Consider the following 20,927-nt stretch of genomic DNA (forward strand, 5'->3'; position numbering starts at 1 on the left):
TCAACCGCTCTGGCGAAGTGCGGCGAGTTCGCGCCTTGACCTCGCTACCAGACCGGTCCCCGTTATGTAGGCGCCTTCCGACCAGCCGAGATCCTCGATCGTGGCGCCGGGAAGGTACCTGACAAGGTACTGCCCACAGCCCCGGGTGGAACCTCCGATGAGAGAGATGACCCAACCCTCGCCGGTGCCGATCGACACGAGTCTTCTGATACCCAGCATCAGATCGGTGCGGCCGACCCCTCGATCCGTGGTGGAATCGCTGTGGATCATAAAGGTCCGCGAGCCGTTGTATCCACACACCGCGACACAGGGCCCAAGGTCGGAGGTGCGGAGGACGGCGTCTCTCCGACTGGTGACCACCCCGTTTCCATTACCTTGACGAACATAGGTCGGAGCGTCATCCGCGCTCGCCGCAGCCGCCGCAGCCGCCGCATCCGCCGCACTCCTCGCCGCGTCCACCGCGCGCCGCGCGTCGTCGCGGGATCGCACCGCCGCGGCCTCGTCCTGCCGGGCGCGGGACAGCTCCGCTTGGGCCGCAGCACGTTCACTTCCCCAATCCCTCGCCTGACCGGCCGCATCCCCCTCATGCCGCTCGGCCTCGTCCAGCCGCCGTTGCGCCCTTTGCGTCGCGTGCGACCAACTCCCCGAGTACTGCTCCTCGCGCCGTAAGTCCCGCTCCCTCTGACGCCGCACCTCGGCCCACCTGTTCGCGGCCCGCGCCGCGGCGCGCTCCTCCCGCCTGGCGGTGTCCACGCGCTGCTCGGCCGCACGCCGCGCCCTCGCCCAGTCATCGACCAGCCGCCGGGCGTCGGCCTCACGACGTTCGGCGTCAGCCACCCGCCGCGCATCGGCGGCGGACCACTGAGAGGTACCCATCAAGTCCGGTCTCCGGTCCGGATCGGCATCCCTGGCCGGCTGCGGAACCTTGTCCCGCGGGACGGACTGCCAGTCCACCTCGAGCGTCTCGCCGTCACGCAACTCGGGCAGCGGCAAGATCCAGACCCGTTCGCCGTCGGCGGGCCGCTCTCCCAGCGGGCCCCTGCTGCCGTCGAGGTAGACGATGCCGCCGGTCTTCCGGTTGCGTTCGGCGATCATGCCGTGCCCGATCCCCGAGCCGGTCAGCACCGCGACCGCGGTACCGCGCGGCTTCGACCGCAAGTACCGCTCAAGGCCGGCGACGCCGTCCGGCATGAGCTCGAACGTCGAGCCGATCCTGTCCTCCAGCGCCTTGGTGGGCACCGGTCCCTCGGTCTTCATGGCCGGGGAAACGTCCGAAGCCGCCTCGCGCGAACGCATCGCGTTGTAGAGCCGGACCAACATCGGTCCGCAAGCCATCTCGTAACCCTGGGGGCCGTCCTTGTAGATCGCCCGGTTCACGAACGGCAGGTCGCCGTAGTAGGTGTAGACAAAGGACATTTCGTCCTGCGGGCGGCCATGGAAGGTTTCCGCCGACACGGTCGGTGTGCCGGACCGGAGCATTTCCCGGAGTCGCGGACCCTCCGGGTTCAACTGGTGGGCGATCGCGTGGAGTGCCTGCCTCGCCTCGCGGGTTCCGATCCCGCGCAGGAGTGACAAGGACGTGCCGTTCTCGCGAAGGAACTGGTCGACCAACTCGATCGAGTCGTCGTCGGCCAGGCCGAAATGCAGCCGCTGCTTCGCCGCCCACTCCGGATAGTGGCGCACGAGACGATCGACCGCGGAGCCCGCGGGATCCGCGCGGAAGCGGGCGCCCCCGGAGCGGTCGCGCAGGAACGCGGCGAGGTCACCGGGATTGGCCCCCAGGCGCAAGGCCGCGTCGAGCAGTTCGTCCGGCCGGATCACGACCGGGTGCAGTTCGCTCGCCAGGGTGACGACGTCACTGGGCATCCGGCGGGTTGCCTGAGCGACCCGCAACAGGTCCAGGCCTCGGATACCACCGAGCCGCGCGACCCTTCGTTCCAGGCGACGCGGGGAGAAGCCCCAATCGGCGCGCATGGCCCGCTCGAGCCGGAGTCCTTCGGCGACCTCCTCCGGCCGCAGGCCGCCCCGCGTGACCGCGCGCCACTCGGTGATCCTGCCGAACAAGGTCGCCGGGTCGTTCAGCACCTCCCTCGACGGTTTGGTCTCGGCCATGAAGTCGGTGAGGTCACGGCTGGACCACTTGTCCCCCGGCTTGCCGGTGACCGGCCCGGTGAGCTCGCTTTCGGTCTGGTTCAGTTTCCCGGTCGTGGTGCGGAGCCAGCCCACGATCTCGTCCTGGAGGGCCCGCATCGTCGCTTCGCCGGCACCATCGTTCAGCTTGGTGGCGACGTCGGGGAACGCCGGGAGGATCCGTGGGTCGATGCCCTCCAGCCGGCGGGCGAACCGGTAAAGATCGACCGGGCGCCGTACTCCCATCCGCCATGCCATATCGGCAAGCTCGCCCGGAATCCGCTCGAGCCCGGCGGCGTACTCGATCAGGTCCTCGAAGTCTTCGGGCTTGGTGAGCCCCAGTTCGCGCAGCAAAGCCTGGGCCCGGTCGAAGTCCATCCAGGTCTTTCCCAGGTGGTTGGCCGTGAAACCGTCGCGTGGCACCCCCAGTCGTTCGAGCCACCAGGGCTTCAGCCAAATGTTCCCGAGCGCGTGGTGCTCGGCCGAACTGACCGGGTACCGGCTGTACATCCAGAAGAGGTGCTGCCGCTCCGCCCGGCTCCGGGCACCGTTTTCACGCGCTCGTTGCCTCAGGATTTCCACGAGCTTTTCCGCGGTGAGCCCACGCTCCGCCATGTTGCGGAACGCCGCCCGTGCCCAGCCCAGGTGCCGGTGGTTCACGCCCAGGCCGGACGCCACCACGAACAGATCCGCTGGATTGTCCACATCGAACCGCTCGGCGTACTTCAGCAGGTCGGACGGCACCCAGCCGATCGTCTCGCTGTAGTCCACCACCTTCGCCGGGGAAACACCGAGCTTGCCGGCCAGAGACACGATCCGGTCCGGGTCGAACCACGCGTACGCGGCCAGCGCCTCGAACCGCTCCGGCGGGATTTCCAGCTTCAACGTCCAGTCGGCGACCTCGTGCGGCTCGTAGTGTCTTGGCGGTAGATGGTCGCGGAACTCCTCGTCCGACGCGTTCGCGAACCGCGGGTCGTAAGGCCGGTCCGACGACGCCGGAGCCGGGGGCCGCAGCGACTCTCCCCCGCGCCGGTAGGCCGGGGTCTCTTCGGCACGGACCGCCGGGTTGTCCCGAACCAGCCGCATCGCCGTGGCGAGCGACTCGTCGAGGGAGGCGAAGTCACGGGGAATGTCCCGCATCATCTGGGTGAGCCGGGAGTTCTCCGTGGCCCGCCTTCCGGGATGGGCCTCGCTCGCCTGCTGGAACTTCAGCGACAGGTACTTCCGGATCCGGGCGTCCACCCGGGAGCGCAGGCCTTCCTTGGCGAAAATCTCGGCAAGGCGATGGAAGTGCGGTGACGGCCCCAAGGCCGCCAGGTTCGTCACGGGGAAGCCCAGCCGCAGAGTCAACAGCAGGAAAGGCACGGTGTCGTCGAGCCCCTTTTCGGCCAGTATTTCGTCGATCGCCGTGCGAAGGCGATCCGCCTGGTCGAAGGCCGGTGTCGTGTCCCTGAGCTCCGCGCGGCGGAGCGCCTCGGGGAAGTAACCCGCGAGAGCGGCCAGATCGGCGCCCCTCGCGTCGAGGCTGTCGGCAAGTTCCCGGACCAGGGCACCGCTGGGCAGGCCGAAATGAGGAGCCAGCGCCTCCCAGCCGCCCGAAGCCTCGATTTCTTCGGCTTCGCGCACCTTCTTCAGCAGATCGAAGGTGTAGAAGGTCGGCAGGTCGTGCAACAACTCGAGCGGCACCATCCGCCGCGCGGCAAGCGAGGCCACCGCCGCCGACGGGGGCGCCGTCTCGCCCGGCTGCCGCAGGTTGAGCACGCTCACCAGCCAGCCGATGTCGTCAAGCGTCTCGACGCCGTACCGCGGGCGCAGGCTCTGCAGCAGGCTCTCTTCCAGGTGGTCGTCGGTCATCCGCTCGGCCCGCGTCCGGTCGGATCCGACCGCCTCGCGCAGGTGCGCGCCCAGCACCCGCAGCAGCTCCGGGCTTTCGCCCAGCATGACCGCCAGGCGGAACACCGGTCGCGGGCTCGGTAGGCCGAGATCATCGGCCACGGCGGTGATTTCCCGTGTCGGCAAGTAGCCGAGGTGCGTGGTCAACCGGGCCAGATCGTGCGGGTTGGGGTCGCCGAGTTGCCTCGCGTCCCTCCGCAACTGTGCCGGATCGACTCCCAACTCGTTGAGCCGGGACATCCGCGTTACCGAGATCGCCAGGCTCCGGGCCTGATTCCGCAGTTCCTCGACTCCGGGCGCGTCCCCGTAAACGGGCGGAGCGGCTTCGCCCGGACCCCAGCCCAGCCAGTTCTGCCAGCTTGGCCAGTTCTGCCAGCCCGCGAAGTCGGGGCGCCGGTCCATGAAATGCGCTCCGGCGAGCGGGTCCTCGTCCGGACCGGCCTTCATCACCTCTTGCAGATCGACCCGCCGCCCGTACCGCTCGGGGGGCAGCATGAACCACACCTTGCCCGGGTTCTCCGGCAGATCCGCCGGCAACCCGGTCACCGCGTCCATGATGTTGACCGTGCCGGTCTCCAGGTGGCGGTGCACGTTGAAGATGTGGCCGACCTCGCGGCCCTTGTCGTCCACGCCGGACGACGTCATCAGCAGGCCCTGCGCGCCGGGCAACTGCTCGAACATCCGCCTGCCCACGACCTCGTAGGCGTCGCGTCCGGCCTCGCCGTGGACGACCTCGAACTTCGCCCCGAACGCCTTCTCCACGCGAACGGTGGGAAGCGGGCCGCCGGTCGCGGGCGCCGGATATTTATGGCGGCCATGGACATTGAGCGTCTCGTTCGAGTTGTAGGCCTGCACCGCGCACGGCACGCAGTTCCGGTCGAAACCGGGCTTCTTGGCCTCGAAGTTCTTCTGGTTCACCGACCCGAAGTCCGGATAGAACCGGCTGGTGAATTTCCTGGCGTCTCCCGGGTCGGCGAAGCTCGCCGCGGTGATGATCCTGGTCCCGGGGGCGACCAGGGGGACCAGGTCACGGCCGTCGGCCGACTCGACCGGGCCGTACTCCAGCAACCGCGCGGCCTCCGCGTCGCTCAACGCGGTCACCGTGTTGATGTCGTATCCCTCGCGGCGGAGGTAGTAGTCCGCCAGCCACAGGGAGTCGGCTTCGGTCAGCCGGAGCTTCCGCCGGGCGTTGGCCGACCACGCCGGATACCCGGCCACGATCCGCTCGACGATCGTCCGTTCATCGCCGGCCGCCGGCCGGAATGCCGCCGAGCCGACATACACCCCGATATCGCGCGAATCGACCTGCAGTTCCAGGCTCGCGTCGAGCAGTTCGTCCGCCGTGATCGCGACCCGCCCGGCCAACTGGTCGACCAGCTTGCCGAAATCGGGGTGCAGTCCGTCGTTCGTTCGCGCCGTCCGGAGCACATCCAGGCCGCGCCGGCCGCCCAGGGCGGAAACCGCGTTCTCGAGTTCGGAAGGCCAGAGCCTGCTCCGGTCGTTGAGCCGCCGGTAGATCGCGACACCCTCGTCGAAGTCCTCCGGGGGCAGGCCCATCCGCTTCTCGGCACGCCATTTCAGGGCCGCCTCGGCCAGCAGGCGGTCGTCGCGCAGGATCTTCGGTGACGGCTTGTGGTCGGCCAGGAACGCGAAGACATCGTTGGAATACCACCCGTTCCGCCACAGATCGTCCCGGTTTCCGATGGTGTCGCTCCAGTCGCGCGCCTGGAACGCGATCCTGTCGGCCGCCCGGGAGATCTCCCTGCGGCCGGGCTTTCCGGAGAGGAGCTTGGTCAGGCGTTTGTCGGCGAAATACGGCAGCACCTCCGGGTCGACCCGGAAGCTCGATCGCCGCAATTGGTTCCACAGGCGGAGAACGGTTCCCGGACGTACGCCCAGCCGGCCGGCCAGATCCCGGAAGTCGGGCAGACCGCCGTGGGTCCAGCTGTACCGGGCCAGCGCGTCGCGGTCGGAGTCGGTGTCGAGGTCCAGCTCGCGCATCAGGCCCGGGGTGGTCCGGAAGTCCCACCACGGGGCCTGGTGGAGCTGGTGCTTGACGAAGAACTCCCGGAGCCCGAAATGCTGTGCCAGTTCCTCCCCGAACCAGAAGTTGGTCTCCCGGCGGTAATCGTCGGCCGAGGACAACGGGGTCCGGCTCAGCAGCCAGAAAAGCCACTGGCGCTCGCCCGGTGTCCGGGCGTCCAACGCCTCGGCCAGGTTGTCGATGGCCTCCACCACCTGGGAGACGGTGAGCGTGCCGTCGGCGAGGAAGCCGAAAAGATGCCGGAAACCGGAGAAGTACCGGAAGTCGACGCCGGTCTTTTCGGTGACCTCGAACAGATCTTCCTTCGACACTCCACCGAGCCGGATCCCGTACCGCTTCAGTTCGAACGGCATCCGGCCCAGCGATTCACTCACCTTCAGCAACCGGGCCGCGGACACGCCGAGGTTCCGCGCCAGAGGGGCAGCCTTCTCCGGCTCGAACCACACGAACCTGGTCAGCCGGCGGAACTCGCCCTCCTCGATTCCCAGCGTTGCGGCGAGCCTTTCGACGTCGTCATCCGAATAGTGCTTGGGCGGCAACGCTTCGCGCATTGCCTGGGTGGGCTGGCCGTAGGGCATGAGGCGGCCATCGGCCGCGGTGGCGGCCATCGTGGCATCGGGCACCAGGGACGAGCGGCCCACCGCGACCTTGTAGTCCGGCGGCGCGGCCGTCAGCGTCCGTGCCAGCGTCACACCGGAAACCATGGCGTCGCCCGGCGCTCCCGCCTCGAGATCGGACTGCCAGACCGACCTGGCGGCAGCGCTCAGTGCCTCCCGGTGACCCAGCCCGAGCTGGCCAACCCGCAGTTGCCGGATCGCATCCTCGAACCGCGTCCGCAGACTGACCACGTGGTTCGCGGCCGCCTCGTTCGACCGCAAAGCGGGCCGTTCGTTACCGAAATTCCCGGCGAGACGGGCGAAATACTGTCCGGACGCCTCGATCCCGCCCAGGTCCCCGGCCGGGAAGCCGAGCCTGATGCTCGCCGGGATGAAAGCGGACGGATCCGCGTCGTGATCCCGCAACATCTCGTGCAGGCGTGTCACGACGCGGGCCGCGAGCAGCTCCGGCCCGAGAACATCGAGCGGGCCGAGCCCCGGCGTCAGCGCCTCGAAATAGGGCCACAACGCCACCAGGTCTTCCGGCGAGTCTACCCGCAAGAGGGTGGCCACCAGCCGCACCACGGCACCGTCGGCCACGTCCGGCAATCCCACCACCCGGGCCAGCGCGGGCAGATCACCGGCGTGCGCCTGTGCCTCACGCAAGCGAGTGAGGTGACCGACCACGACCTTCCGCGGCAAGGCCTGCAGCAACTCCAACGACACCATCCGCCCGCTGTCGTTGAAGCCCCGCAACACCGGCAGGATCTCCGGACCCCACTCGGGCTCGTTCGCCAGCTCCACCAGCGCGGCCAGTTCCTCTTCGGTCTGCACGCCGTAATCGCCCAGCTGTTTGATCAGACGGTCCCGCAACTGCTCGCTCGTCAGCTCACCGGCCGCGGCCTGGTCGTCCCCGATGGCCTTCCGCACCTGCTCGCTCAGCACCAGCAGCCGCTCCGGGTGCTCCCCCAGGGCCGCGGCCAGCCGGAACACCGGAACCTGGCTCGGTGCCTCGAGCTCCGGCCAGATCGCGCGGGCGACCTCGTCGAACCGCGGCACCTCTTCGAAGGCCGACACCATCGCGACCAGGCGCCGCGCGTCCGGTTCACCCAGATCCCGGGCTTGGGCGGCCAGATGCCCCGCGGCCGTGTCCAGCCGCCGTTCGGCGATCATCGCGTGCAACTGCGCGAACCGTGCCGGTGCGATCCCCAGGCGCTGGGCCCCGCGCGTGACCTGGCCGGGCGAAAGCGTCAACCGGTAAGCGGGTGCTCGGCCCGGCTGGCGCCGGAAAGCGGGAGGCCACGCCGGCTTGGGGAGCAGGCCGAGGAGTTCCGGCCTGCGATCCTCGTCGCCGCTCGCGACTGCGTCACGGGCGTCCTCGGGGCCCGGCTTGAACAGGTCCGACACGTCGATCGGCTTCGGAGACCACGGCGGCAGCATCAGCCACATCCGGTCCGAGTCGCGCGGCGGGTCCGCCGGCAACCCGGTCGTCGCGTCCATGTAGTTGACCGTGCCCGTCTCGATGTGCCGGTGCACGGTGAGGACATGGCCGATACGACGGCCGTCGGGACCGGTCTTGCTCACCGTGACCAGCAGGCCCTGCGTGCCGGGCAGTTGCCCGAACAGGCGCCGCTCCACCGCGGCTTTGCCGCCGCTCACCGGCTGGAAATCCGCCTTGAGCAGTCGCTCCAGGCGCGCGGTCGGGATCGGGCCGGTGACCTTCCGCAGCGCGAAGTCCTTGCGCACGCCGCGGTTCTCGGCGTCGATCGCGTTGATGCCCTGCACCGCCGCCGGCGCGCAGGCCGTGCCGGCTCCGGGCCGGCGCTGTTCGAAGTTCTTGCGGTTCACCGAGAGCAGGTTCCGGTAGAACCGGCCGGAGAACAGATCGCCGTAGTCGCCACGGAAACTGTCCGCCGTAATGACCCTGGTCCCGGGATCGACCAGCCTGAGTACCGGGTGCCGTCCCTGCGGATACCACTTGTCCAACAACCGGGCCGCGTGGTCGCCGGACATGTCGTCCACATCTTCGAACGTGCGGCGGATGCTCGCGAGTCGTTGTCCCGCCACCCAGAGCGACTCGCTTTCCGCCAGCTGGAGCCTGGTCCGCTGCCGCTGCGCCCAGTTTGGGTACTCGGCCACGACCTGATCGACGACCGACCTTCCGCCGTGGCGCCCGACCTCGCCGGAGCCGGTCACGTACGCGGTGATTTCGCGTGGATCGACCTGCGTCCGGAGCGCCGCGTCGAGCAACTCGTCCGCCGTCATTCCGGCCGCCCGTCGCACCGCTTCGACGAGGGCTCCGAAGTCACCCGGGACACGGCCGGCGGCGCGTGCCACCCACAACACGTCGAGGCCACGACGGCCATCCAGTTCGGACACCGCGGCTTTCAGGCCTTCGAACGAGAAACCGCCCAGCGCGGCGAACTGCCGGATGATTCCGTCCGCTTCCTCGGTGTCCGCGCGAGAAAGGCCCAGCCGGTTCGCGGCGTACCATTCGGCGGCTGCCTGGGCGCGCAGCGGCTTGTTGTCCAGCAACTCCGAGGCCGAGGGATCACCGGCGAACTCGAACACGTCGGCCAGGCTCCAGGTGGCGGGCCACCGGCCGGGGTGCTTCTCGAAATCACGCGCCCACTTGCCTGCCTCGCTCACCACAGCGTCGTGCACCTTGCGGAGCTGCTTGTCGTCGGCGGCCGAGGCAAGGATCTTGGTCACGCTCTTGTCGGCGAAACGCCTCAGCACACCCGGCTCGACGTCGTGACCCGACTGCCGCAGCTTCGTCCACAGTCGACGGAGATTGTCCTCGGGCACCCCCATCCGCTCCGCGACTCGCGGCAGTTCCCTCAGCTGCGCGTGCGCGGGAAGTTCCTCGGGTAGCCGGTTGTGCGTGCGGCCGTACCGGACCAGCGCCTCGCCATCGGATTTCGTCAGCCCCACGCCGTCGGTCAGTTTCGCCACGCGACGGAAGTCCCACCATGAGGCGTCGTGGAGTTCGTGCGTGACGAAGAAGTCGTAGAGCCCGAAGTGACGCGCCAACGCCTCCCCGAGCCAGAAGTTGGTCTCGCGGCGATAGTCCTCGGCCGAGGACAGCGGGGTCCGGCTCAGCAACCAGAAACGCCACTGGCGCTCTTCCGGGGTGCGGGCACCGAAGGCCTTCGCCAGTCCGTCGATGGCCTGGACCACCTCGGAGACGGTGAGCGTGCCGTCCGCGAGATAGCCGAAGAAGTCCCGCAGTGAAACGAAATAGTGGTAGTCGATTTCGGTCTTTTCGGTGACCTCGAGCAGATCCTTCGGCCTCACCCCGCCGAGCCGCATTCCGTACTGGCGGAGGTCGTAGGGCACCCGGCCAAGGGACTCGCTCACCTTCAGCACCTTGGCGGGAGGCACCTTGATGTCGGCCGCCAGGCCGATGATCCCCTCCGGGTCGAACCACGCGAACCCGGTCAGGCGGGAGAACTCCGTCATCGCCTCCGCGGGCGAAAGACCGAGCTTTTCGGAAAGGGTCCTGATTTCGTGGTCCGAATAGTCCCGGCGCGGCAACGCGGACCGCATCGTCTGGGACAGGGGGCCGAAGACGTTGGACTCCACCTCCTCCGGCCGTACTCGCTGGTCGGAATCCGTGGCGTGGTAGGCGGGCGGCTCGTGCGAGCGGTCGTCCCGGCCCGCGGGTCGCGCGATGAGCCCCCTGCCCGGGGCGGAAGCCGCGGCCAGCCTGCCCGACCGGTCGAGGATCCGGTCGGCTTCCGTGGTGGCGCGGCCGAGCAGTTGTTCCGTCCCGGCCTGGCGCAGGATGTCCCACTGGCTCAACGGGCCTTCGGCCCGCCGCCGGCTTTCGCCCGTCTCCGCGACCCACCGTCGCAGAGCGTCCACAGAAGACGCGGCCCGGTCGTTCGACCGTTGACCGGGTCGCTCGGCGAGGAAGTTCCCCGTGTGCAGGCGGTAGGGCCGCCCGGACACCTCGATGCCGCCCAGGTCGCCCACCGGAAAGCCCAGCCGGACACTCTCCCTGATATAGACGTCCGGGTCCACATGGTCCATGAACGGAGCCAGATACAGTTCCCTCTCGACCCGGGACGCGATCGCCTCCGCGTCGAGGTCTCCCAGGTCACCCAGGCCGGCGGTGATCCACTCGAAGTGCGGCTGAAGGGCGGCCAGATCCTCCGGCCGCCCGATCTTCAGTTTCCCGGCCAGCAGCGGCACCACCGCGCCGTCGTGCGCGTCGGGCAGTCCGGCGATCCGGGCGAGGGCGGGCAGGTCGCCCGCGTGCCGCTCCGCGTCACGGAGACGGGTCAGGATGCCCGGGATGGCCCGCGGCGGTAGTGCGTGCAGGAACTCCAGCGGCACCATCCGGCGGTCGTGGTCGAAGCTCCGCAGCAGTTCCAGGATCTCCGGGCCCCACCCGGGCTGATCGGCCAGCCCCACCAGCGCGACCAGGTCGCTTTCCGTCCGCACCCCGTAGTCGCGGGTCCTTCGCAGCAGTCCGGCCACGAGTTGTTCGCCGGCCTTGGAGTGGTCGTCCCCCACCACGTTCCGCACGTGCTCGCCCAGCACCGGCAGCCGCTCCGGACTCGTTCCCAGCGCCGCCGCCAGCCGGAACACCGGAACCGGGCTCGGCGCCTCGATTTCCGGCCAGATCGCGCGGGCGACCTGGCCGAATCGCGGCACTTCCCGGGAGTCCAGAACCATCTCGACCAGACGCCGTGCGTCCGGCTCACCCAGTTCCTGGGCCAGGGAGGCCAGTTGCCTCGCGGTGACGTCCAGGCCCAGCTCGTGGAACTCGACGACCCGGTCCGCCGAGACACCCAACAGAGCGGCCTCGGCGGCCACCTGCTGCGGCTGGAGCTCGCGTTTGTAGACGGGCGCCTCGTCGCGGGGCGCCCGCGCCTGTGTGGCGGGATCGTGGGCGGGCGTCTCGACCCGCACGGGCACGTCCGCCTGGGCACGCGAGTTGCGGAGCCACTGTGTCAACCGCCGCGTGGAACCGTTCGGCCGGTCTGTCCCGCTCGATTCCTCCGGAATCGCGGTCAGGGCCTCCGTGGGCGAGAAAGCGGCATGCCGGCGTTGGGGTTCCGGAGCGTAATCACCCTTCCTTCGCCGGGCGAGCGGCATGAACGACACCTCGCCGGTCAACGTGCTCGGGTCGACCTCCTCGCCCTTCTGGCCGTCGATATAGACGATCTGGCCTTCTTCGGGGACGTGGTCGGTGTCCTTCGACAAACCCTTGTCCGGGTAATGCCACGCAGCGATCACATGACCGGTGTCGCGGTGGGGCTCCTTTGTCCGTACTACGGCCTGCTCACCGGGGGCCATGTTCCGCATCGACGCGGTCACCTCGTCGGGGCGGCGCACAGTCTTGAGTCGCGCCCTGAAGACACCTTCGATCCAGCTGTTCGGTTTCTTACCACTCGGCGAAGCCGGGAAATCCCGCGGCTTGCCCTCCATGAAAGCCTTGAGGGTGTTGTAGACCTGGACCGTGCAGTTGACGCAGTTCGTTCGGTAGCCCTTCCCTTTCTTGAAGTTCTCGCGGTTCACCGCTCCGATTCCCGGCGCGATCAGGTCGATATACCCGAAACGGTCGAAGTCTTCGATGGCATCCCGTTGCGCCTTCGACCAACGCAACGACGGCCGGACCAGGCCTCCCTGGGCCCGCATCTGGTGGACCGGCTTCACGGCCCTGCCGGGCATGAGCCCCTCCAGGTGTGAGAGGGACATGCGGTGCTCGTCCGCCAGCCTTTCGGTGAAGAGGACCAGGGACTCGTCGTCGCGCAGGTTTAGCCGCCGCCGAAGTGCGCGCGACCATCCCGGGAACTTCTCCACGATGTCAGCGAAACGGGGACCGTTCGGCCCGTGCCGCACACCGCCCGTGGGCGAGTCCAGGAACAGTTCGATTTCCGCCGGGTCCACACCTCGTTTGAGCGTTCCGCTCAATTTGATCGACGCGAGAAGGAGGCGGCGCCGGGAAAGCCCGGTGCGCCTGGCGATGTCACCGATGTCGTAGGGAATCCGGTCGATCCGCCTCGCCAGTCCGAGAAGGGCGGGCAGGTACTCCTCGCCCATCGTGTCGACGGCGAACCTCAACTGCCTCGTGTCATACCAAGGCGCGTCACGGAGTTCGAGGTAATTCTTGCCATCCTTCTCGCCCGCCGCCACCAGGAGGTCCGGTGGCGCGCCGTTCTTCTTGCCCCAGCTCAGCAACGGCTCGTGCGAAACCGTCTTGCCTTTCAGGGACTCCACCGGATACCGCGTGTCGGCCAGGAACCGGTGCACCAGGCTCTCGTCCCAGTCCCAGTACCGCGACACTCGGGTGAGGTCGCGCTTCAACCTCGACACCAGGCTGTCGAAAGCCCGCGTGGTGTTCCCGTCCCGGTCGAGCAGACCGCGGGTGTCGCCGATCAGGTGCCGGAACGACCCGAGCGCGCGGGGAGGAAGGCCCATCGACACGGCCAGTTGATAGGCGAGTTCGTGATCCCAGCCGTATTCGTCCGCCACCCGGAAAGCGGCGGCCTGCACTTCGGGGACAACCGCACGCACCCGGGGGCGGGGCTCGGCATGCACTTGGGCGGAAGCCTCGGACTTTCCGTGCCACCAGGGCTTTCCCGCCCACTTCGAAGCCAGGCCCGCGACGCCGCTCGGCCGGGAGCCGGCATGCCGGGCTTCCGGTTCCGGGGCGAAATCGCCCCTCGGGCGTCTCGGTAGCGTCGAGAAATACAACTTTTCCGTCGTCCGACTCGGATCGGCCACCAGACCAGGCTGGCCGTCGAGGTATTCGACGTAAGGCTCAGGGATGTGATCGTCGTCTTTACTGAAGCCCGTGTCCGGATAGTGCCACACGTTGAACACATGGACTTCGTCATCGGACGTATCCAGAACTACGTAACCTTGTTCGCCTGGGCGCTTCTTCCGCATCGAAGCGGTTATCTCAGCCGGGCGGTGACGCCTGGCGTCCGTATTGAACAAGCCTTCGAACCAGGAGATTGGTTTCGATCCACTGGGCGACGCCGGGAATACCCTCCGAATGCCCTCCATATATGCCTTGATCGTGTTGTAAGTCTGGGTCGCGGCATTGACGCAGTTCGTCTGGTACCCCGCAGGCGCCTCCGAGTCCACGGCCTTCTCGTAGTTTTCGCTGTTCACCGCGCGCAGGCCGGGCAAGATCAGGTCGACGTACCCGTGAAGGAGGAAGTCTTCGGCGGCATCATCTTGTGCCCGCGACAGCGCCACCATCGGTCGCTTCAGGCCGCCGTGAGCCGCCAGACTCGCGACATACTTCCTGGCATCCCTGCGCGAAAGCCCTTCCAGGTACGCCAAGGAACGGCGGTCCTTGGCCAGCTTTTCGTCGAGCACCACCAGGGACTCGCCGGGGCGCAGGTCCAGCCGGTGCCGGAGATCGCGCGACCACCCGGGGAAATGCTCGATGATGTCGGTGAAACGGGGCCCGTTCGGTCCGCGCGTGACACCGCTCGGGCGCGAGTCCAGGAACAGCTCGATTTCCAACGGGTCCACGCCCCGGTCGAGCTTCCCGCTCAACCTGGTCGACGCGAGCAGCAACCGGCGCCGGGACAGCCCGGTGCGCCGCGCGATCGCGCCGATGTCGTCGGGGATCCGCCCGACCGCCCGGGAAAGACCGAGGATGGTCGGCAGGTACTCGTCGCCCATCGTCTTGACCGCGCGCCGCAACTGCTTCGGGTCGTACCACGGCTGGTCCCGTAGCTCGAGGTACGCGGCACCCGCCTTCACCAGGTAGTCCCGTGGCGCACCGTGGTTGCGGCCCCAGCTCAGCAGCGGCTCGTGGGAAACCGTCGTCCTGCGCAGTTGCTCCACCGGATACTGCGTATCGGCCAGGAACCGGCGGACGAGTCCGGCGTCCCAGCCCAGATGCTCGTACGCCCGCCTGAAGTTTCGCTGGAGGTCCGACACCAGAGCGTCGAAGGCCCGGGTGCGGTGCCCGTGCCGGTCGAGCAGACCACGAGTGTCACCGATCAGGTTCCTGAACGACCCCAGCGCCTCCGGGGCGATGCCCAGCGACCTGACCAGGCGGTGGGCGGCCTGGCGATCCCAGCCGAACCGGTCCGCCACCCGGAAGGCTTCGCGCCGCTCGCGTTCTTCGCGGGCCTCATCACGCGCCGACCGGTGGCTCCTGCCCGCGAACTCCGGAAGCTCGTGCGAGGCACCTTCGGGCACGGAAGCGGCATGCTCGGGTCCGGGCTCCGGTGCGAAATCACCTTCCGCGCGCCGGCCGAGGGGGATGAAATGCACCTGGAAACCCGCGTAGTCGCGCGGATCGACGACCTTGCCCTTCTGGCCGTCGTAGTACTCGACCAACTCGGAGTCCGGGACGTGGTCGGTGTCCCTTTCCCCTCCTGTGTCCGGGTGATGCCACACGCTGAGCAAGTGACCTGAGCCCTTGGGAGGAACCACGAAGGCAGCCCCCTGCTCGCCGGGATCCTTCTGGAGCATCAAGGCGGTCACCGCGTCGAGCCCGCGCCCCATCGGCTTCAGTCGCGCTCCGAACAGGCCCGCGAGCCAATCCCCTGTTTTCGGCGCGCTCGGCGAAGCCCTGAAGGTCCGCGGCTTGCCCTCCATGAGGGCCTTGAGGGTGTTGTAGACCTGGACGACCGAGTTCATACAGTTCGTCCTGAAACCGCGAGGCCTCCCCGGGTCCCGGTCCTTCAGGTAGTTGGTCCGGTTCACCTTGGTGACGCCGGGCGCGGTCAGGTCCGTGTAGCCGTAATGACGGAACAACAGATCGGCGTTGCGCTGGAATTCCGACAGCTCGAAAAGCGGTCGTGCCAGATCGGCCCTGGCCCGCATCTGTTCGACATATCGCTGGGCATCGCTGGGCCAGAGCCTCTCCAGACTCTCGAAGGTCAGGCCCTCCTCCCGCAGCTTCTCGGCGAGCACGGCCAGGGATTCGTCGTCGCGCAGGCCGAACCGCTGCCGCCGGTCGGCCGCCCAGTGCGGGAAGTACTCGACGATCTGGGAAAGAACCGGGCCCCGTTCGCCGCGCTGGACGTCGACCGCGGGTGAGTTCAGGAACAGCTCGATTTCGGCCGGATCCACGCCCTGCCGGACCTTCTCCCCCAGCCGGATGGCCACGCCCAGCAGACGCCGCCGGGACAGGCCGGTGCGCTTCGCGATCTCACCGATATCGCTGGGCAGGCGGCGGACATGCCGGGCGAGCCCGAGAATGGGCATCAGATATTCGTCGCCCATCGTCTCGACCGCCTGCCGCAGCTGTTTCGCGTCGAACCACGGCGCGTCGCGCAGTTCGAGGTACTTCGGGCCCGCCATCGCCAGATAGTCCGGTGGTGCCCCGTTCCTGGCTCCCCAGGCGGAAAGCGGCTCGAGCGAAGTGCCCTTGCCCTCCAGAAGCTCCAGCGGGTACTGGGTGTCCGCGAGAGCCCGCCGTACCAGGCTTCCCTCCCAGCCAAGGCGGTCGGACAACGACTCGAGACGACGATCGAGGCCACCCTCGAGCCCGCCATGACGGCCCCACACGAGAGTGTCGAAGCGCGGTGTGAGGTGTCCGTCTTCGGTCATCAAGGCACGGGGATCGCCGATCAGGTTTCTGAACGAGCCCAGCGCACGCGGGGGCAGGTCCAGCGTCGTGGCCAGGTGATAGGCCAGGCGGCGATCCCACCCGAACTCATCCGCCACCGAGAAGAGCTCCTCGAGTGTCCGGTCCTTGTGGCGGAGGAAGTCGCGCAGATCCGAGAAGGTGGCCCAGTCGGGCTCCATGCCCAGATCGGTGAGCCGGCGCAGCATGAGTCCGTAGTTCAGCCAGCGGGCGTCCTCCTGGTCTTCCCGGACCCGGACCGCGTCCAGGGTCAACTGATCGGCCCACCGTTCCCGCGCCTGGCGCAGGAGGCGTTCCTCGGCGCCGGTGATGGCCCGGCGGGCGCCCTCCGCCTTCGCCGGATCGTCGAACGCGGCGAAGGTGAGATCGGCGTCGGCCGCCCGCAGGACGCGGAACATGTCGGCGATCGAGATGTTCGCCGGCAGGTTCAACTGCGCCAGCAGCCGGTGCCGCTTGGCCTCCCATTCCGGATACCGCTCGACGACCTTTTCCGGCAGCAGCTTCCCGCCGGCGTCACGCAACGCGGGGTCGGGCACGGAATGCGCGAACGCCGCGAGGTCGGCGGGATCGGCCCACAACCGCACGGAGGTGGCCAGCACGTCGTGGGGCGACATCCCGATTTCCTCGCCCCACGCGGAAAAGTCGGGCACTTCCCGGGCCGGACGGCTCACCCGCAGGATGTCCGGGAGGCGCTCGAGGCCGAACGTCTCGATCGCCTTCTCGACGCGGCTAGCGCCGATCCACCGCGCGTTACGCAGATCCCCGAACTCTTCGGGCCTCCCGGCCGCGGCCACCGCACGATAGTCCGGCCGGATGCCCTTCGCCCGCGCCCATTGCCGGGCCGCGGCGACCGTCTCGTCGCCAGTGGGCTCCCACGGCACCGTTTCGTCCGGGCGCCGGACGAAAGCGGCCGCCTTCTCCGGTGAAGGGAGGTGGTCGGCGAAGAACCCGAATACCTGGGAGGGGGTCCAGCCCAGCCACTCGGCGAGTCCCTTGACCCCGATCTCGACGTTCGCCTCGGCCGCCTCGACGGCCATGGCGTCCCCGGTCCGGAGGGCGGCGAACAGCTTCGGGAACGGCAGGAGACCGGCCGCGTCGGCACCGAGGCGGGACGCCGACTCGTAAAGCAGACGGGCATCGACCTTCGCCTCGTCCCTGGCGAAGCGGGGAAGGTGATCGGGCATCCGGTCGATCGTGCGGGCATAGGCCCGCAGGTCCCGGAAGAAGTCGACCGCGGTCTTGTCCCTGGTGGGCTCCAGGTTCAGCTCGACGCGCAGATCCCGCAGCCTGGCGTAATCCATCCACCGCGCGTTCGTCGCGTCGTCGTGGACTTCGGCGAGGCTCAGGCCGTACTCGTCGGCCAGCTTCAGGTGCGCCAGCTCCCGGCCGGCGGCCTCGTCGTCGGTGATCCGGTCCAGGTAGGCGTAGGTCAGCCCGTTGTTGCGGAGCTTGTAGAACACCGTGCCGATCGAGGCGTCCCGGTAACCGCCCAGGTCCAGCCGGTGTCGCTGGCGGCTCGCCCAATCCCGGTACCGCGCGGCGATTTCACCGGCCATGTCCGGCGTGCCGGGGGTCCCCGCCTCCGCGCTCTTCAGCATCGAGGAAGCGACGAAGGCCATGACATCTTCGGGATTGGCCTCGGCGATCACCGCCGCGTCGAACAGCTCGCCCGGGGTCAGGCCCTGCATGCCGAACGACTCGGCGAGCCCGCGGATTCTCGTGGGCAGCTGCTCGATCTTCCCGGCCAGCACGGCGATCGCCGTGGCACGCGCGGCGCCCAGTTCACGGGTCAGGCCGAGCAGGTCCCCGATGTGGAACCAGTCCTTGGACTCGATCGCGGCGACCGCCCGGCGCCACTCGCCGTATTGCTCGGCCGGCAGGCCGAGTTCCGCGGTCAGCCCCCAGTGCACGGCTTGTTCCCGCAGCGCCGCGGAATCCTTCAGCTGCTCGGCGGACGGCCGCGTGGTGCCAAGGAACCGCCATACCTCCCCGGCCTGCCACTTGAGTTTCCCGGCGAGGTCGTCCACCAGCTTCCTGAGGTCGTCGCCCGCCACCTTCTTCCAGTCGTCGTGCCGGAGCGCGGCGATCAGGTCCTCCGACAGCAGCAGACCGCGCGGCTCGGCCTTGTCGCGAACGCCCAATCCGATGAAGTGCGTGGCGGGCACGTCCGCCGCGGCGATCACCTCCGGCAGCTCGGCGGGGATCCGGTCCAGGATGAGGCTGTAGTCCCGCAGCAGCCCGAAGTTCTCCTTCGTCGGCTCCAGGTCCAGTTCGGACAGCACACCGAGGATGTGGTCGTAGTCCATCCAGGGCGTGGTGGCGAGGTCCTTCTCGACGTCGGCAACGGTGAGACCGAGACCCTGGTCGGCCCACCACCGGGCCAGCCACCACTGCGCCTCACGCGGGTCCTGCTCGTGGGCCGCCTCGCTGAACATCCAGAACTGCATCGGCAACGGCTCGGCGATCTCGGCGGCGGCCTCGTCATCCACGACCTCACGGCCGAGGTCGGAGAAGAGGTCGTCGGCGTCGTCCCACCCGCGGTCGCCGGTCACGCTCCTGGCGTCGGACACGCTCGTGTCATCGGTCACGCTGGTGTTCTCGGACGCGCTCGTGTTCTCGGACGCGGTCGTGTCTTCGGACGTGCTCGTGTCTTCGGACGTGCTGGTCTCGTGGGAAACGCCGGTGGCCTCGGTCAGGCCGGTGTCCTCCGAGATGAGGTTGATCCGGCCGCCCCGCGGGAAGTCGCCCAGGCCGGCGGCCGCGGGGCGACGGGGCGCGTTGGCTCCGCCGAAGTAGCGGAGGGCCCGCTCGCGAAGGTGGTCGGCCAGTTGCTCCGCGCTGAGCCGGTCCGCGCCGAACCTGCCGGTGCGGATGGTGCCCGCCAGCCACTCCAGCCGCCGCGGCTCGACCTCCAGCCGGTCGGCCACCGTGAACACGTAGTCCGCGGTGGTGCCCATCCGGTGCGCCACCCGCGCCAGTTCCTTCGGCACGCGCTCGTGCCGCTCGCTCATCCGCAGCACGTCGCCCACCGGCAGGCCGGTCTTCTTGAGCACCGCCTCGATCCGAGGCGGGACGAACCATTCCTCGCCCGCGAGTTCCCGGTAGCTTTCCTCGGTGATTCCCAGCCGGGCAGACCATTTCGCGGCCAGTTCGGGCCGCCGGTAGTCCACACGCGACAGTCCGGCGCGCGGGTCCACCGGTTGGTGCTCGGTATGCGCCGGCGGCGGTTCGTCCGGTCGCGGCCGGGCGAAACCGGTTGCCCGCAACTCGGCGATGTCGGCCTTGATCTCTTCGTACTGGTCCGAGATCGGGTCGCGGGCCAGGCCGTCGTCCTCCGAGCGCCGGTGGATCCGCTGGATGTCCAGCATCCGGCGTTCGCGCAGCAACCGCGCGAGCTCCACCGCCCGGCCCCGGATGTCGTCGTGCGGGCCGGACGAAAGGAAGTCCGCGACCAGGTCCCTCAGCCGTGCGGTGGTGGCCGCCGCGGTCAGTTCGGTGAGCGGGAAGCCGAGCCGGGTACTCGCCCTGACGTAGGCGCCGAGCTCGAAGTCCCGCTGCTCCACGTCTTCCTTGAGCTTCGCGACGATCCGCAGCGCGTGGTCGCGGGCGCTGTTCCACCGCGGGCCGGTCTCCTCGATGGGCTCCACGTGCGGCAGCACCCGGTCGAAATCGTCCCGCAGCGCCACCAGATCGGCCGGGCGCGCCACCCCCAGTTCGCGCGCCACCTCCGCCATGACCCTGCCGTCCGGCAGCCCCAGGTCACCGGCCAGCACGTCCTCGGCGACCGAGCGGGCATTCGCGTCGTCGTTCGCGGCGTGGACGGCCACTTCTTCCGCGTGCGCCTCGGCGTCGCGCAACCGCGCGAAGTACTTGGAGAGGTTCACCGGCATCTCGTCGAGGAATTCGAGGGAGATCCCCCGGGGCCCGGCGTAGGACTCCAGCGGCCGGAAGTCGCCGGGGGCCCAGTCGAACTCGTTCGCCAGATTCACCAGCAGCCCGAGGTCGCTCGTGGTCCGCACACCGTAGGGACGCAAGCGTTCCCGCAGCTTCGAGAGGAGTTCCTCGCGGCTCAGCAACATGCCGTCGGCGCCCGCCTCACGGACGACGGCGGTCAGGTGCGGCCCCAGCACCCGCAGCCGCTCCGGATCCTCGCCCAGCGCGTCCGCCAGCCGGAACACCGGGATCGGACTCGGCAGCCCCATCTCCCGCGCGACCTCGAAGACGTTCGTCGGCACGTGCCTGAGGAAGACGGTCAGGGCGACCAGCCGCCCGGCGTCCTCGTCACCAAGCTGCCGGGCGAGCCCGGTGAGTTGCTTCGGGCTCGTGTCCAGTCCGAGCGCGGTCAGTTCCGCGAACTTCTCGTCCGGGACGCCGAGCGACTTCGCCAGCAGGCCGGCGACTTCCGGGTCGTATCCGGAGCGGAGCCGCATGATGTCGTCGAACGGACGCGACCAGCCCACATACTCCGGTCGCGGGTCGCGCTCGCCGGGCGCCGGCTTCGGGGCCAAGGCCGCGTGCTCCGGTCCCGGTACCGGGAAGAACTCGCCCTCGGGCAGCTCGTCGTGCAGCGCGAACCAGACGTCGTGGTCGGAACCCTCCAGATACGGCGCAGTGCCCTTCTGTGGGTCGATGAAGTCGGCCAGACCGGTTTCCGGGTTGTGCACGGCGATGATCGCGTGCCCCACGATCT

1 protein-coding gene (running past one end of the window) is annotated in these 20,927 nt (G+C 68.9%); it reads right to left on the reverse strand.

From position 1 onward, the window contains the following. Positions 1–20,927 carry the 3' end of a WXG100-like domain-containing protein gene (locus tag ACFSXZ_RS30555; protein ID WP_378268860.1) on the reverse strand. Its footprint extends 55,858 nt past the window's final position, so 20,927 of the gene's 76,785 nt are visible here — the last part of the coding sequence; its start codon lies beyond the right edge, outside the window; its stop codon occupies positions 1–3.

Origin of the sequence: Amycolatopsis pigmentata (assembly GCF_042684065.1) — a bacterium.
In the GTDB taxonomy this organism is placed as follows: Bacteria; Actinomycetota; Actinomycetes; order Mycobacteriales; family Pseudonocardiaceae; genus Amycolatopsis_E; species Amycolatopsis_E pigmentata.